Consider the following 14772-nt stretch of genomic DNA (forward strand, 5'->3'; position numbering starts at 1 on the left):
CGGCACGGCACTGGTACTCACGCGCGCGCCCCGCATGCCTGGAGGGCGAACCGTGCCGCGATCTCCGGCGCCGTCACCGACGAGGTGGCGCGAGGTGGCAGCGGCGCGGCGTCAACTGTCGTTCGCACCACGATCAGGGCCGGTCCGGGTCGGCTGGCTGCGCGGTGAAGAGCCTCGTCGAGGGCAGCCACATCCTCGCAACGAGCGACATAGGCGTACCCCAACGCCGCGCCGACCTTGTCGAAGTCGATCGATCGCAAGCTGGTCGGCTGACCGCCGGTCGACTCGTACGTCCCATTGTCGATTAGTAGGTGCACCAAGGATCGCGGGGCGGCCACGGCCACACTTGCCATGCTGCCAAGGTGCATCAGCGCCGCCCCGTCACCGTCGAGCAGCAGTACCGTGCGCTCGTCGTGGATGGCCAGCGCGACGCCCAAGGCGAAGGCCGAGGCGTGGCCCATTGAGCCTTGCATGTAGAAGGCACTCGGTGAGTCGTGCACCGCGAAGAGCCCACGCGAGATGTAGCCGGTGGTGGACACGACAAGGGAGTCGGGGAAGCGCGCCAGGCCAGCGCTGATCGTTTCGGCAGAGCTGGGCCGCCGGTGACGGTTGGACGGCAGCTGATCGACCCGGCCTACGGTCCGGCCAGCGGTCGTGGCCGGCTCGAAGCATCCCTTTCCCACCAGGAGAAAGGCAGGCCTGCCGGCCCGCAGTTCGGCGTCGGCGCCAGCCAGCACGGGACGCAGGTCGGCTTCGATTGACTCCGCGGTCAGCGTCCAGTGCCGAATGCCCAGCGTGTCCAGCAGCGCATGTGTGGTCGCACCCATCACCGCGTGCTGCGGCTCGTCACCCAGCGGATCCGGCCAGCCGCGAAGGCTCATGACAATGAGCACCGGCAGGCGGTACGGCAGGAGTAACGAGGTAAGCGGGTTGACCAGATTACCGAAACCGGAGTTCTGCGCGAAGACGACCGGGCGGCGACCGGATGTGCACGCTCCCGCGGCCATGGCCACCGCCGCTCCCTCGTTGGCGGCAGGCAGGTAACGGCCGGCGCGGGTCAAGGCGGCGATCGGGCCGCCCAGATAGGAGCATGGCACGCCGGTGAAGAACCCGAAGTCGTAGCTCTCCAGCGCCTCCAGCAGTCGGGCGGTCTTGATCATTCGGACGCCTCGATCCATTGGCGCAGCCGTTGGAGTTCGAACACCTCGCCTATCGTGGCGATGCGATCCTCGACCGAGCAGGTGCTGCCCTCGCGCTGGATCGTCCGCAACGTCGAGGACATCGACTGGATCGCCGCCCGCAGGCCCTGGTTGGCATAGATCACCATCGAGACGCCGGCAGCATAGGCGTCGGCCGCTTGCCAGTCCGGATAGGTGGTCGGTACCACCACCGCCGGCCGACGGCTCTGCCAGGCGGCCAGGAACTCCAGGACCTGCGCGTTGGACTTCTGCTTCGAATGCACCAGCACCGAGTCGGCGCCGGCATCGGCGTAGGCGTGGCAGCGTTCCAGTGCGGCGTCGACGCCCAGCCCGCTGATGAGCGCTTCGGTCCGGGCGATGATGTGGAAATCCGGGCTGGCCTGGGCCGCCTTCGCCACCTCGATCTTGTGGCAGAACTCCTCGACCGGAAGCAGACAGTGCTCTGCCGCTACGAAGCTGTTCATCTTGGGAAAGACCTTGTCCTCCATGCATACCGCGCCGATGCCTTCGCGCTCGTACTCACGGACCATGTGCACGACATTCATGGCGCCGCCAAAGCCGGTGTCCACGTCGGCCACGATGGGCAGTCCGCACGCCCGCCGCATCTGGGCCGTCGCCTCCAGGTAGTCGGTCATCGTCAGTAGGCTGGCATCCGGCAGACACCGGGCGGCGGAGATCTCGAAGCTCGACGCCCAGACGGCGTCCAAGCCGGCGATCTCGATCAGCGCAGCCCCCAAGGCGTTGTGCGCCCCGACCGCTCGGACCGGATGTTTGGTCGCGTAAAGCTCGGTGATGTACGGGACAGTGGTCGAACCCAGTCCAGCGAGGTCTCGGGTTGGTCGCTGCATGCCTGACTCCAAATCACATCGTGGACAGCGGATCATTCGCCGGGCTGCTGGCAAGTCGGTAGCCGAGACGATGCGCGACCTTGACCAGATCGGGGGCCGTGAAGTGGGCCGCCAGTTGAGGCGTCATCCACTCAAGCCACTCATTGACCTTGCCCCGGCGCATCATTCGGGACTGCTCCGAGTGTGGCTCCTGTCCGGCCGCCTGGTCCTCGTGCGAACGCATCGCCTCGAAACTGCTCGCCTCGACGGCCTCGGCCAGCCGCGCCTCGTCGACCGGAATCCCAAGCGCACGCAAGGCAGCTTTGAATGTCAGCACCGGGTTGGCCTTGATGTCTTCGAACCGGGTACAGGCCCATCTCGGGTGTACGGCCGCCCAGTCCAGCCAAGTGGCGTAGAAATAGGTCCAGTCCTCGACCGGCCGACGACCGGCGTAATCTGGTGCGGCGAGCCATTCGGCCCAATCAGCATCTACCCGATCCCACGGCTCCTCGCCGAACGCGACGCGCCAGCGATACCAGGAGTACAGAGCATCCCGCGGATCGCGCACGATGAGCCAGACGCCGGCCAACGGCCGGCCGGTGAATATCTCAGGCGGAAGGTGGCTCTTGAAGAACCGTGGCCAGCATGAAGCCGACGCGCAGGAGTTCCGCCCATCCCGTTGGCTCACCGCAGCCATCCGACCACGGAAGCCAGCGTGTTCGGGCACCGGCGTCGACGATCCGTCCTCATGGACGATCTCGGTGTACGGGTCCACGTAGTTCAGGTCGAGTTCAAGCAGCGTGTTGGCGACGATCGACTGGCCTGCGCCTCCGTATCCAGCGACCACGATGTCCCGCGGGCCGGTTCTGGCGACGTTACGTGCGTAGAGCGAGCTGACCCGTGGATCGCGAGTGTGGGGACGGTCCAGCATGGACGTAACCTCCCGATCAGACTTGAGGGTGGTTAGCTCAAGGGGTTGGTGAAGATCTCTCTCGGGTAGGGATCACTCGAGAAGAGTGAGCGTGCCAGTGGGTCAGTCAGCAGCAGTTCTGCGCACGGCCCAGGCACGAGTCGCATAGGTGACCTCAAGGCTGTCGAACCCGGCCAGCCTGGTCTCGGCTCGCTGGAGGAACGCGGCGAACTTCGCCTCGCCCATCCGATGGCGGACATCGTTTGTCGAACGCCAGTTGCCCAGATAGTGATCTGGGCTCTGCAGGGTGGTGTGGCGTCCTTCGAGTGCGATCACGTCGTCGAAACCTGATGCGTCCGCGAGCCGGTCAGTCAATCCATCCGTGCGACTAGCGGGCCCGAAAGCCGAACGCCGTAGATCCGGTTGCAGATTCCTGAGTTCGTCTTCCAGGGCCTGCAGAACAGGAGTGCATTCGAGCAGCCGGGTACTCCACAAGGCTACGAACCAACCGTCAGGCCGCAGTACCCGGTGAAACTCACGCAGGCCCAAGCCCAAGTCAACCCAGTGGAAGGACGAGGCCATACACAGCACGTCGGCTGACACGTCGGGCAGCCCCGTGTGTTCTCCGGATCCTTCCCGCCACACGATGGACCTGCCGACGGAGTCGCGGATTCCTGCCCGGCGCATGTCCGCATTAGGCTCGACCGCGGTGACCGACCGAAAGCCCGCGTCAGCGAGACACCGTGTCCAGATTCCCGTGCCGGCGCCGACGTCGACGGCGTCAAGTTCCGCTGGCGGCCGGCTAAACAACCCCAACAGTGCCGCCAGCACAGAAGGCGCGTAGCCGGTTCGGTATCTCGAATAGTCCTCTGCGAGACCAGTGAAGTCGCCTCGCCTCATCGCATCTGTTGGCACGGTGATCCTTCCGTGCGAATCGCTTCCCTTGCTGGGTCGGCGACTGTGATGACGCGAAACAAGCATAGGAAATCAGATCGTTAATGGGAAGGCCTCCGCCATTATTCCGGCTCCGTAACAGCCTGTGTCAATCATCGGCTTATTCGTAACCGAGGTCGGCCGGCTGTTCGGGGTCGAGATCACCCCGGAGGAGCTGAGGCAGAAGGGCGACCAAGCCATGCGGCCAGACGTCGTCGCGGCACCGAGCGAGGTCGCGCAGTGACCACCATCGGGCCGAGACGATCCCGTCGGCGACGAGTTCGCCGGGGGCGCCCCTCGGCTCCACCGCGCGAGCGAGCCGAACCGCGTAGATGGTTTCGTGTTGCAACGTGGGCGTTCCGTTGTAGGAGAAGCGATGCAGCCAAGTCCAGACCGGACGCCGCAGCACGATGTCGGTGAGCCCGATCTCCTCCCGCAGTTCGCGGCAGGCCGTTTGGTGAAGATCCTCTCCGGGCTCCACGCCGCCACCTGGCGGTGCCCAGTGGTCGTCGTCGTGTGGTCGGGAGTGCCATAGCAACAGCACCCGATCCGCCGGTTCGATCAGCACGACCCGAACCGCCTTTCGCACATCAGGCATGACTTGACCGTAACAGCACCGAACAATTGATCCGCATAAAGGCTCGCAGCCTAATAGGGCGCGGCAACGGCGACGACAGAGCGAGCTGCTAAACCCCCAAGCGATGAACCTTCCCGTGGCTTTACAACTCCGCCACACCCGGGGCGGCTTATGTAGAAAATGTAAGAATTCAACACCACCGACTACGCAGCGGGCTTAACCCCTGAACCCGGTCGACAAGCGGGGGGACAGACAAAATGTTTTGGGGGCACCCTCCATCGATGATGGGTTCTTAAAAAATTTTTCGACGAACGGATGGCGGAACTACGTGTTGCTCGCGGTCGGGCTAGAAGATGTTGGCCGGGCCGTGTAGGACTCCTCCGACGGGCAGGAAGTGCCGCAGGCGTGTCGCCGTAGAACTCGCCGAAGCTGTCGCCTGCGTAGTTGACCGAGCATTCAGGTCCGGGCTGATCTCCACCCTGGTCAGCGGTCCCGACGACGTGATTGGCGCGAGCATAGGGACCAGGGAAGCCGTGGTGCTGGGGGCACGATCCACCCTCGACCCACTGGCCGCAGCCTTGTCTCGTGCGTACTTTTCGGCCTGCGCCGCAGTCGGACGATGCCCCGGGCCGACGCGGCACCACCGACGGTCTCGACGCAGGCGTCGCACAGGCGTCGATGCCAGTCATGCCCCAGCAAATCGGTCAGGCTGTGATGACGTCGGCGACGAACCTGCGCGGCAGCGCCACACACCGTGCGCCGCGCGAGGCCGACCCGCTGCGCGAACTGGCGACATAGACCTCCGCCCGCGCGGGAGGCGTCACACCTATCGCTACCAGCTCCACCGGCATCCCGGCGTCTGCTGACACGGTCCGGCGCAACGGCCCGGCGGCGTGCGGCCCTGCCTTCAGAGGCCGACTGCGACTGCGTCGCTGGCCAGCATCAAGTACATGGCCACGTGGCCCGGCGTCCTCGCAGGACGAGGGCTGCCGCAGCAGCCCTTCTTAGGTGACGTGCATTCAGGGGTCGAAGACTTCGTTACCAAAGCCGCACAACGAGCTGGTCCACCCGCTCGTGCACGCGACGCGGCCGCGCAACAGGGATTCGCCAGCCATGGTGCATCAGGTCTCCGACGAGATCAATCTTCGCGGTGCATGAGTCCGAGGACTTGGGAGAGCGGACCAGCATGTGCATCCACTTGCTCCCGCGGATCTTTAGGCCCTTGGCCTCGTTGTAGCTCCAGTCCGCAGTCGACTCACCGGCCCCGGCTGCTGTGACGATCGGCTGCAATTCGGCGTACTCCAGTTCGAAGGCGGCCTCGCCGAGGCTTGCCTCAACGTTGTAAAAGTGCAGTGTCGGGCTGAGGCTGACGCGGGATTGCCGCTTAATCTCGTGGTGAACTTCCATCGGGTGGAGGTCCGCCACGGTGGGCTGCTCCGCTTCTCCATCGTCGGCAAGGAGAGAGACGACGAACCGCGCCCACTCGATGCTTGTGTCATCGCTGCGCGGACGGAAGGAGCAGGAGAATCGAACGAGGTAGAAATCGGCCTCGTCTAGCTTGCTGATCAGTGTGGCGGGCATCTCTGCGCGACGGTAAACGTCCTGCAGGCGCCACGTCTCGGGTCTTCCGACGCTGGCGTGGGGGAGCTGGCGCGGATTGGGGAGCGCGACCTCCGAAGTCGCCCCACCGCGCACGTTGCGCAGGCGGTGTGTATTTAGGTCCGGGGGCAGTTCCAGCGAGCCCTCCCAGAGGGCGTTCGTGACGTCGGTGGGCACCGGGATCCTCATATGCGTCTCATCCTCACGGTGCTCCTATCAGTGTGAAAGCACCCCAGAAGTAGGTGTGGTCATGAGCAGGCTCAGCCAGGACCTCGTCGATGGCCGTCTGCAGAGCGGCACTCCTGTCACCCGTTCTGAGCCAGGCCGTGTAGAAGCTAAGCATCAGAATTTCGGTCGTCGTGTCGTCGACCTGCCACAGGCTCACCAGCAGCGTCCTTGCTCCCGCATACAGAAAGGCGTGCGCCAGGCCCGTCAGTTCTTCGCCGGCTAGCGGTCCGGACAAGCCGGACTGACATGCCGACAGCGTCACGAGGTCGGCATTGAGCCGCCCCTCAAGGACGGCACGAGCGGAATGGACTCCGTTGCTGAGCACGATGTGAGAATCCAAGGGCGACCGCTCATCGAAGATGGCGTGGGCGGCGAGGTGGACGGTACCCGCGGTCCTGAGGCGGGCACCCACCACCTCGCAACTGGCAGCGGAACCGACTAGAGGCTTCGTACCTAACAGGGCCGCGACGGCGCGTGCCTCAGTGCGCGCGCACGGCAGGTCGCCGCTGGGATCGCCGACCACGAGTGCCTGCGTCGAGGACACCCGGCCGCGCCCCAGGAAGCGAACGAGCCCTAGTGCTGGCACCGTCGTCAGCGCGGGTGCGCCATTCTCGGCTACCTTCCAGCCAGCGCGTCGGAGAACTGCGATCCATGGCAGGGCGTGGGCTAGGCCGTCCGGTGCCAGCAGGACGCGGCTGGCGTCGCCGGCGAGCGTGCGGACCTGCTGAACCAGCCGCAATGGAATGCGCAGCCAAGTCTCGCCCCGGCGTCCGGTGCCGTCGAAGGCAACGACCTCGCGAAGGAAACGCTCCCTCACGTCCTCCCAGTGGGCGCACGTCACGTGTTCTACGACAGCAACCGGCGCCTGCCAGCCCGCCTTGAACACGAACATGACTGTCTTGTCGATGCCTAAATGGAGCGACAGTATGACCGTGTTGACGGAAAGCCGCTCAGATAGTTCGGTGAGGTCGTTCCACGCCAACCGGTTGCCGCGCCGCAACGCCGCATACTCGGCGCCGCGCGGACTTTGTGAGGCGATCGTGGTCAGAATCTCCTTTAGGCCCTGCAGAACAGTAGCGCGGTGCTTCGCGCGCGCCGCCCGACTTCCTTCGCGTTCGGAGGTAAGCGTTTGCCCGATCTCGGTGAGGGCTAGGGCATCAATCGTCGCCAGCTCCTTGAGCAGAACCCCTTCGCGCTGCAGAAGTTCCGGGCTAACACCGCTAGGAGGCGGGATTTCACCTCGCGACACCGACTCAGCCAGGAGTCGGGACTTACGTCCCTCCGCGACGACAAACGCGCGCTGCCGTGCAGTTGCAGCTTCGGCAGGGTCTAAGACAGCCAACTCCAGATAGCTGTCGACGAGCAATCCGTCGGTTCCAGCCCACTCCGCCTCGTGTGCGATCTTGTAAGTGACGGGTGTCGCGACGAACACCTCGTCGAGCAGCCGCCATAACTCTTCAAGCGCGGCAATTGCCCCTTTCAAATCGCCCAACATCTGCGTCCGGGCGAAGCGGGTCTTTAGAGCCTTCGCCAACGCCAGCAGCACATCGGTGCGGAGGGGTGAAGAGGCATGCATCGCTGCCAGGCATCGCGTATACGTCGAAACGGCCTGGTCAAGGTCCGCCAGCAGTTGGCTGGATCTGTAGCCCTCCTCCTGTGCCACGCCGAGGTTGAAAAGCAGCATCCCAGGGTCGAGCGGCGTCGCCGGAGGCTCCTCGAGCGCCTGTCCGAAAAGTCCGATGGCCTGCCTGAGGTCATCGGGGTCGCTTAAGAGCCCATAACGGTGAAGGTGCCTAAGCCCAAGGCTTGACAAGTAGGTCGTCCGGCCGTGGCCGCCTGGACGAGTCGCGGCGACTGCTCCCCGAGCCAAGGTCAGAGCTCGCTCAAGCACCTCCGGCTCACTCGTCGCTCTGTACCGCAAACCGAGCGTTCGACCGAGATTGTGCAGAGTGACAGCACGGTTGAGAGAGGTGTGGGGGGTGATCTCAACTGCCCGCTCCGCAGCCGACAGCGCATCCTTAAGGTCGCGCGGGCTACCTGTCCGCTCAAAACGGTCAGCCAACACGACAGAAAGCTGTGAAAGCGACCCGCCAAGTTTCGTCGGGATGTCGCCGCTGGCGGCGACGGCGTGCCGCGCCATCTCGACGGCGGCTTCGAGGTCACTGACGTCACCGGTAGCGGCGTAGCGGCCACTCAGGCCGGCCGCAAGATTCACCTGCCAGCCGGCGGACTCCGCAGATCCCGTTGGCGCCTCCTTCACGGCGCTCCGCCAGATCGTGATGGCGTCGTCCAGATAACGCAGGGCACCGCATTGCAGGAAATTCAGCGAGAAGGCGCTCGCCAAATTTCCTCTCTGCTGCCGACTCTCGTAGGTCCCAGGCGGTGTACACGCCACGACCTCGCCGAGCAGCTTTGTAGCGCGGTCCAGGTCGGGATACTGCCCGTCGGTCGAATAGCGCAGAAGCAGGGCTAGACCCAGGTTGGAGAGAGCCGGTACCGCTCTTGGGGAACCGGGAGGGACAGCGGCGAGTGCTTGCTCCAGCGCATCGATCGCAGTGTCGAGTTCGGCGCGTTCGCCTCCGTGGCGATAACGGGTGAGCCGCACGCCCGCCCAGTCGACAAGGACAGCTGGGCGGCGAGGGTCTAGCTGGTCCAGATGACGGACCTCGTCGTCCATCATTGCGAAGGCACGGTCCACATCTGCTTGATCGCCACTTCTGGCGAAACGATCATGCAGCGCCAGCGCCAAGTCCAACCGATGCTCGGACTGTTCAGTCGCTTCAACCGCGGCTGCCACCTCGAGGTGCTCGAGAGCCGCCGTAAGGTCCGCATCATTGCCTTCCGCGTCGTAACGGAGCCGTAGCACACGACCGAGACCGCCAATGAAGCCGCAACGTTGGCTCTCAGTCTTCACTGCTGCGAGCCCACGCCTGAACAGGAATGCGGCGTCTCGGAGGTCGTCCGGGTTCTTCGTCACCAGCCATCGCTCGCAGAGCCCTACACCGAGATTCTGCAACACGACGGGCAAGGGCTCGGCGTCTTCCGGCAGTCGTCGCATCGTCGCGTCGTCCAGCTCGATGGCGAGGTCGAGGTCGCCCGTCCGCCGTGGATCCGCTCGGAAGCGCAAGACAAGGGCGTTGGCCAGCTCGATGCGGAGCGGGATTGCGTACTCGTCGTCGGTGAGAGTCCCGCACGCGCTCGTCAACATTGCAACGGCCCGGTCGAGAGCACCGGGACTGTGCGCCTGCCGGCACCTCGCCGCGAGCGCCTTTCCCAGAACCCCCTCCGAGACTGCCCGCGTCGCCTTATCGACTGCTGTCGCTACCGCCTGCTCTGCAATCTCGACTGCCCGATCCAGGGTTGACTCCATGTGATGTTCATGAAGATCGAGGAGCACCAGTGCCAGGTTCAAGAACGCAGGCGCACCCGTGTCCTGCACACTCTCGAGTAATGCGGCGGCCTCGTTCAGGTCTGCTCGGCTGCCCGTGCTCAACCCGCGGTCCCGCAACGCGAGAGCCAGTGTGATGACCAGCGAAGAACGTAGCGACGAGTCCATGACCGACCCCGCCAAGGCTGTCCTGAGGCGATTGCGGGCCCGCTCAAGATCTTTCTCAGTTCCGGTCGCCGCGAACCGCAGCGATGCAGCGACGCTCCGACTAAAAAGTGGCTTTCCCATGATCAGCTCTATTCCACACTTTTGCGTCATTCCGAGACCACTCAGACCGTAACAAGGCAATTTTCCAAAGTAGAGGGTTTAGATCGGACCGATCAAGATATGGCTTGATTGGAAGGAGGGACAAAACCAAACCTGATACAAGCGCGTGTGGAACCGGCTGGACCGTGATGATCTTTAACCCGGCGATTGATGCGAGCCCACCGAACTCAAAGGGCGCACTAGTCGTCATACGATTCGCCAAACCGCGAATAACCATTATCGTTCTCCGCAACTACGCAAAAACTATGCAAACGCACACCGTCGGGCTTCAGAGCGACCGATAACAAATCTCTGCCAAGAAACTGTTGAGGCATTTCACGCTACACCCTGGCAGCTCTCAAGGCCCTATGCGGTAATGGCGGCTCACGGACTCGATGACAGACTGTCAGCGAGTTGGTTAACGTCGAACCAGTTCCCTAGGATCGCTCCTGTCGCCGTCGTGACCAGCGAGCCAAGGGCCGCGCATATAATGGCAAAAAGGCCAACACGGGCTTCCGCGCCTGCTTCCGTCCCCAGCGAACGTTCGACTGAGCGACAAACCCCGGAGCATTGTGCTAGCTCACATTTACTCCCCCATTGCCAAGTCGAAATCACGTTTCGGATCGTTAGCAAGTAATATGCCAGAACGCCTAAAAAGATGATGACCGGCGAACACGGCCCCTGCGGTCGCGCAGCAGCACGGCGGTGGGCGGGTCGTGGAGTGCCTGGTCCAGAAACCGGGCCCGACCTGAGGACGTCGCCGTGGAGAAGCCGACAAAGGATTGCCACGATTCGCGGCCACGATGAACCGGTTTCACGATGAGAAGGTCGTCGATTACGTTAACCCGATCCCAGTCCGACCGACGACGTTGCGGTTCGACCTTTATACGAGACTGCCCCATGTTGTGGACCGGCCGGGAGGCGCCATAGGCACTGCAAAGGTGAGGCGGGTAGGGCCAGGTGATCTGCGGCCCCGGTGCGCTTACCGCCGGTACCGGTTCGCCTGGTACTCAGCCACCCACTTGCGCGAGGACATCCAGGTGCCATCAGGCTGCTTCTGCGCGCGCAACCGGCCTCGGTGAGCCGCGACGCGCAGCGCGGCTGCGCTGAGCCCTGCCTTTTCGTCGGCCAGGCTGGCTAGCGGCACGAGCCGGGCAGGCCCGGGGACAGCGGGCACGACGAAGCGGTACAGGTTGCTCGTCACCGCGCGGGCGATATGTTCGCCGAGCGGACCGCAGTGTCCGTTGTCGGCCTTGCGCATCGCGGTGAGGTACTTGGTGCGTTCGTTCTTAAAGATGATCGCAGGCGGATACCCCAGACGGGCGAGGACGAGGTTGAGCAGCAACCGGCCGGTGCGGCCGTTGCCGTCCAGGAAGGGATGGATGCATTCGAACGCGTTATGCACCCGTGCGAGTCGTTCAGCAAACGGCTCGTCTTCCTGAGGGCTGCGGAGGTCGTCAACGGAGTTGACCCAGTCCCGCATGAGTGCGTCGATGTCGGTGAACGGCGGCGGCTGCATCCCCTCCGGGAACGGCTTGATCTCGTGCTCGCGCCAGTTGCCCGGACTCTCGGACGGGTGGGCGTGCGGGTGCGGGGCGACGTTCCACACCGGGGTCATGACCCGGTAGTGCACCGACCTGACCTCCTGCAGCGACAACAGCCGCCCGGTCGTCCAGTCGCCTGGCGCCACGCCTTGTCCGTACACCCACTGAGCGGCGTCGGCATATCCGATGACCTCCATGTACTCGCGCAGCTCCTTGTCACCGACTGCGCGACCCTCGTCGAGCAGCTTGCGCACCTGGCTGAGCACGAGCGTGTTGCCCTCGATGGCGGTGGAGTGGTGAGCCTCCTGATGCCAAAGGTCCGACCAAATGTCCTCGGCCTCGACCGGTGACGGCAGGCCACCGAGCCGGCGGTTCAGATCAGCGATGGCTTCGTCCAGCCGGGCGTAGACGGACTGGCGGGAGGGGCGGCCACGTGGCACAAGGACTCCCAAAGTGTTCGGTAATCGGCCAACTAAATGTACCGAACACTTTTGAAGTTGTCGCACTCCCCTGCCAGAAAGCGAACCGTACACATTTCGTCGTCAGTGTCCCTCGGATCGTCACGCTGATGAAAGGCGTCTCTTTAGGAGGGGCAGGCCCAACCCAGGCGCCTTCACCGCCCCGTCTGGCACTCAGCCCCGACCTGAAGTGCTCTCAGGAGGAGGCCCGGACTAGAGGCAAGACTCGGCGCACCATGAGAGTCGAATACTCCGCTGTTGAATCGCTGTGCGCACAGGGCGCACCGGTTTACCGGCTCCTGTCGGCCGGAGCACTGTCTCGCCGCTAATGGCCGATCGGGATTCGCCTTATTCAACTTGCCTAAGTGGGGCGGGTGGGGCTCGAACCCACGACCCAGGGATTATGAGGTTTAACAGCCTCACCCTTGTGCGCACCCGCCAGAGAGCAGAGGTTCCGGGAGAGCCGTTCGTCCTTTACTCGCCGAATCCTCGTCTGTAAGTCGGCGATGCCGAAGCCCCTGCTCTCCGTATCTGCCAGATGCACTTCAGCTGCCCGGCCGGCTCAACAACACGAAGCCATCCACACGACATAACGTCTTTGAGCGGGCGGGCCCTAACAGCTCCACCAGTCACGTGACGAGCAAGCCCGGTCCGGACACGCTCGCCAGCCCAATCCGGGTGACGCCAATCCGGCCGGCCGGGCACTCGGCTCGCCTGCGGCCTGGTGTCCACGAAGCTGCTGTCCACCCGGTGGCGACAGTGCCGCACGCCACGACCCACGACGAAGAACGCAGGCCGGGACCGTGGCCAGTGCGTGCGAGTGCTCCCCTTTATCGTCAGGCTTCGCAGAAAGCGGGGATCACTTGACGACCGCGAGCACGCCACAGGCGGCCGGGTCGGTCGCCTCGGCGGGCAGGCTGGAGTCGAGCTCGCTGGCACCCGCGCCGAAGTCGTAGATGCCGTTGCCGTTGTAGTCCACCCCGTGGATGACGAGGACACCCTCACCGTCGCGGACGGCGTCGGCGATCTGCTTGGCGGTGCCGCCGCCACCGGAGTAGCCGGTGCCCGCGACGCGGGTGAACGTGAGGTTGGCGCGGCTGTAGTCGTACGAGCCGTTGGCAGAGACTGGGAAGCGGGTGACGTCCAGGAAGCTTGCGGGGGTGGTGTCACCGCTGGTGGTGAGGGACACGACGACCGGTCCGTATGCCGGCACGCCTTCGACGGTGTTCACGCGCCCGTCGTCGTTGCTGTCCTGTGCCAGTGTCGGGCACTCGTTGAGAGCCTGCTCGCCGTAGTGGATGTGTTGGGCGTGCGGGGCGTCGGGAGTCAGGCCTTTGGCGTGCACGGCCACGTGCTGGATCTTCTGGTTGCGGACCGTGGCGGTGGCGGTGCCGGACGCGCCGGAGCCGTTGAGCTGGTCCAGCTGCGCTTCAAGCGTCACAGTCCTGCCGGCGCCTTCGCCGGCCGGTTGTGGGTGAGCTGAGGCTGCACCGGCCCCGAGGGAGGCCGCCGCGACCATCGCGAGAACCGAAGTGCCGAGGAGAGTCGCCGTGTTTCGCTGCATCTGAAGCTCCTGAGTTGTGGGCCAGGAGACGATCTCGCTGGTCTACTCGGAGTTCGTAGCCGCTCGGCCGAACGGATGGGAGAGGCGTCGGAACCGGTCTGGCAGGCACTGCGGCGCCGGGACACAGACGGCCGCATGTCGGGCCGAGTCGACCTCCGAAGACAGGCAAGCACACTCGAGGTGATCCGCTCATTTCCCGAACCTCGAGTCCATGAGGCAAACCTGGCCGCCGGGCTCGCTACTGCAGTCGCCACCCTCGCGGCTCAAATGAAGATCACCATCCCATCGGTCATTGATGACGCTTGACCTTAGAAGGTGGTTTGCAAGCGGCCTGGCATGCGCCCACCTTGTCGACAGAGCGCTGATCCCGCCTGCTGCTGCCATACCCGCGCTGGGTTCGCGGTTCGAGCCGCCCCGCCCCCTGTCCGCGCAGGGATGGCCGCACGCGTCTCGCAGTCCACCGGGCTAGCCGACGCCGGACAGTTCCACGCCCTGCTGCGCGAATGTCTGGGAGGAACGCAAGTACCGGTGAGTCCCGCATCGTGAGACATCGAATACTTCGCTGTTGGACCGTTGTGCGCATGAAGTGCACCTGTTCACCCGGCTCTAGCCGACCGGAGCATCGCCTCGCCGCTATTAGCCGATCGAGACTTTCCTCATGTGACTTGATAAAAGTGGGGCGGGTGGGGCTCGAACCCACGACCCAGGGATTATGAGGTCTTACGGGCTCACCCTTGTGCGCACCCGCCAGATAGCAGCGATTCCGGGAGAGCCGTCCGTCCTTTACTCGCCGAATCCTCGTCTGTAAGGCAGCGACCCGGGCAGCCGCATTCATCCCTGTATCCTTCCCGGCGCGCTTTAACTGCCCTCCCCGCTCAACACGCGGCCGTCCACACGACATAACGTCGCTTCCACTGTTGTCCAACAACCGGATCTGAGCACGGCAGCCTGGACACCATCGCCACACTTGTGTGCGTGCGTTAACTAGCTGGATCTCAACCTGGTAACCGCCGCGCGGGCAGGGAAAGTCGATCAAGGCGTGATCTTAGGCCTATCGACATTCGGCCAGCGTGCCCCCGGTTCGCTTATTTACAGCTGGACAGAGGCCAGGCTCACTTACACTTCATAGGCTTGCACTTGGTACGGCACTTGGCGGCCATCCCGGCTCAAGCCTCCGACGTCGGCTCGCCGAAGGCCAGCTCATAACGCTCAAGCGTGTCGTCGTAGGCGGTCTGCGGA

At 64.3% G+C, this 14772-nt stretch carries 9 protein-coding genes; all 9 read right to left on the reverse strand.

Features of this window, described 5'->3' with window-relative positions:
• Positions 1-17 precede the first annotated feature (17 nt).
• The 9 genes from aepY to VGB75_11720 all read right to left on the reverse strand — a co-directional run bounded on the left by aepY (position 18) and on the right by VGB75_11720 (position 13410).
• A complete protein-coding gene (gene aepY, locus VGB75_11680) occupies positions 18-1160 on the reverse strand; it encodes a phosphonopyruvate decarboxylase (GenBank protein HEY0167691.1) in 1143 nt (380 codons plus the stop codon).
• Positions 1157-2047 (reverse strand): isocitrate lyase/phosphoenolpyruvate mutase family protein, encoded by an 891-nt coding sequence (locus VGB75_11685; GenBank protein HEY0167692.1) that lies wholly within the window; start codon positions 2045-2047, stop codon positions 1157-1159. The genes aepY and VGB75_11685 overlap by 4 nt, the downstream gene beginning before the upstream one ends.
• A 13-nt stretch (positions 2048-2060) precedes the next feature.
• Positions 2061-2957: a sulfotransferase domain-containing protein gene (locus VGB75_11690; protein HEY0167693.1), complete on the reverse strand. Its 897-nt coding sequence runs from the start codon at positions 2955-2957 to the stop codon at positions 2061-2063.
• Positions 2958-3059: 102 nt separating this feature from the next.
• Positions 3060-3767 (reverse strand): class I SAM-dependent methyltransferase, encoded by a 708-nt coding sequence (locus tag VGB75_11695; GenBank protein ID HEY0167694.1) that lies wholly within the window; start codon positions 3765-3767, stop codon positions 3060-3062.
• Between the two features lie 223 nt (positions 3768-3990).
• Positions 3991-4467 (reverse strand): NUDIX domain-containing protein, encoded by a 477-nt coding sequence (locus tag VGB75_11700; protein ID HEY0167695.1) that lies wholly within the window; start codon positions 4465-4467, stop codon positions 3991-3993.
• A gap of 1017 nt (positions 4468-5484) precedes the next feature.
• Positions 5485-6222: a hypothetical protein gene (locus VGB75_11705; protein HEY0167696.1), complete on the reverse strand. Its 738-nt coding sequence runs from the start codon at positions 6220-6222 to the stop codon at positions 5485-5487.
• 25 nt (positions 6223-6247) lie between these two features.
• Entirely contained in the window at positions 6248-9949 is a 3702-nt protein-coding gene (locus VGB75_11710) for a CHAT domain-containing protein (GenBank protein HEY0167697.1), read from the reverse strand.
• A 1000-nt stretch (positions 9950-10949) separates the two neighbouring features.
• Positions 10950-11951 carry a Fic family protein gene (locus VGB75_11715; protein HEY0167698.1) on the reverse strand — a complete coding sequence of 334 codons (1002 nt, stop codon included), beginning with the start codon at positions 11949-11951 and terminating at the stop codon, positions 10950-10952.
• Between the two features lie 877 nt (positions 11952-12828).
• Entirely contained in the window at positions 12829-13410 is a 582-nt protein-coding gene (locus VGB75_11720) for a hypothetical protein (GenBank protein ID HEY0167699.1), read from the reverse strand.
• Between the last annotated feature and the right edge of the window lie 1362 nt (positions 13411-14772).

Origin of the sequence: Jatrophihabitans sp. (genome assembly GCA_036399055.1) — a bacterium.
Lineage (GTDB): Bacteria > Actinomycetota > Actinomycetes > Mycobacteriales > Jatrophihabitantaceae > Jatrophihabitans_A.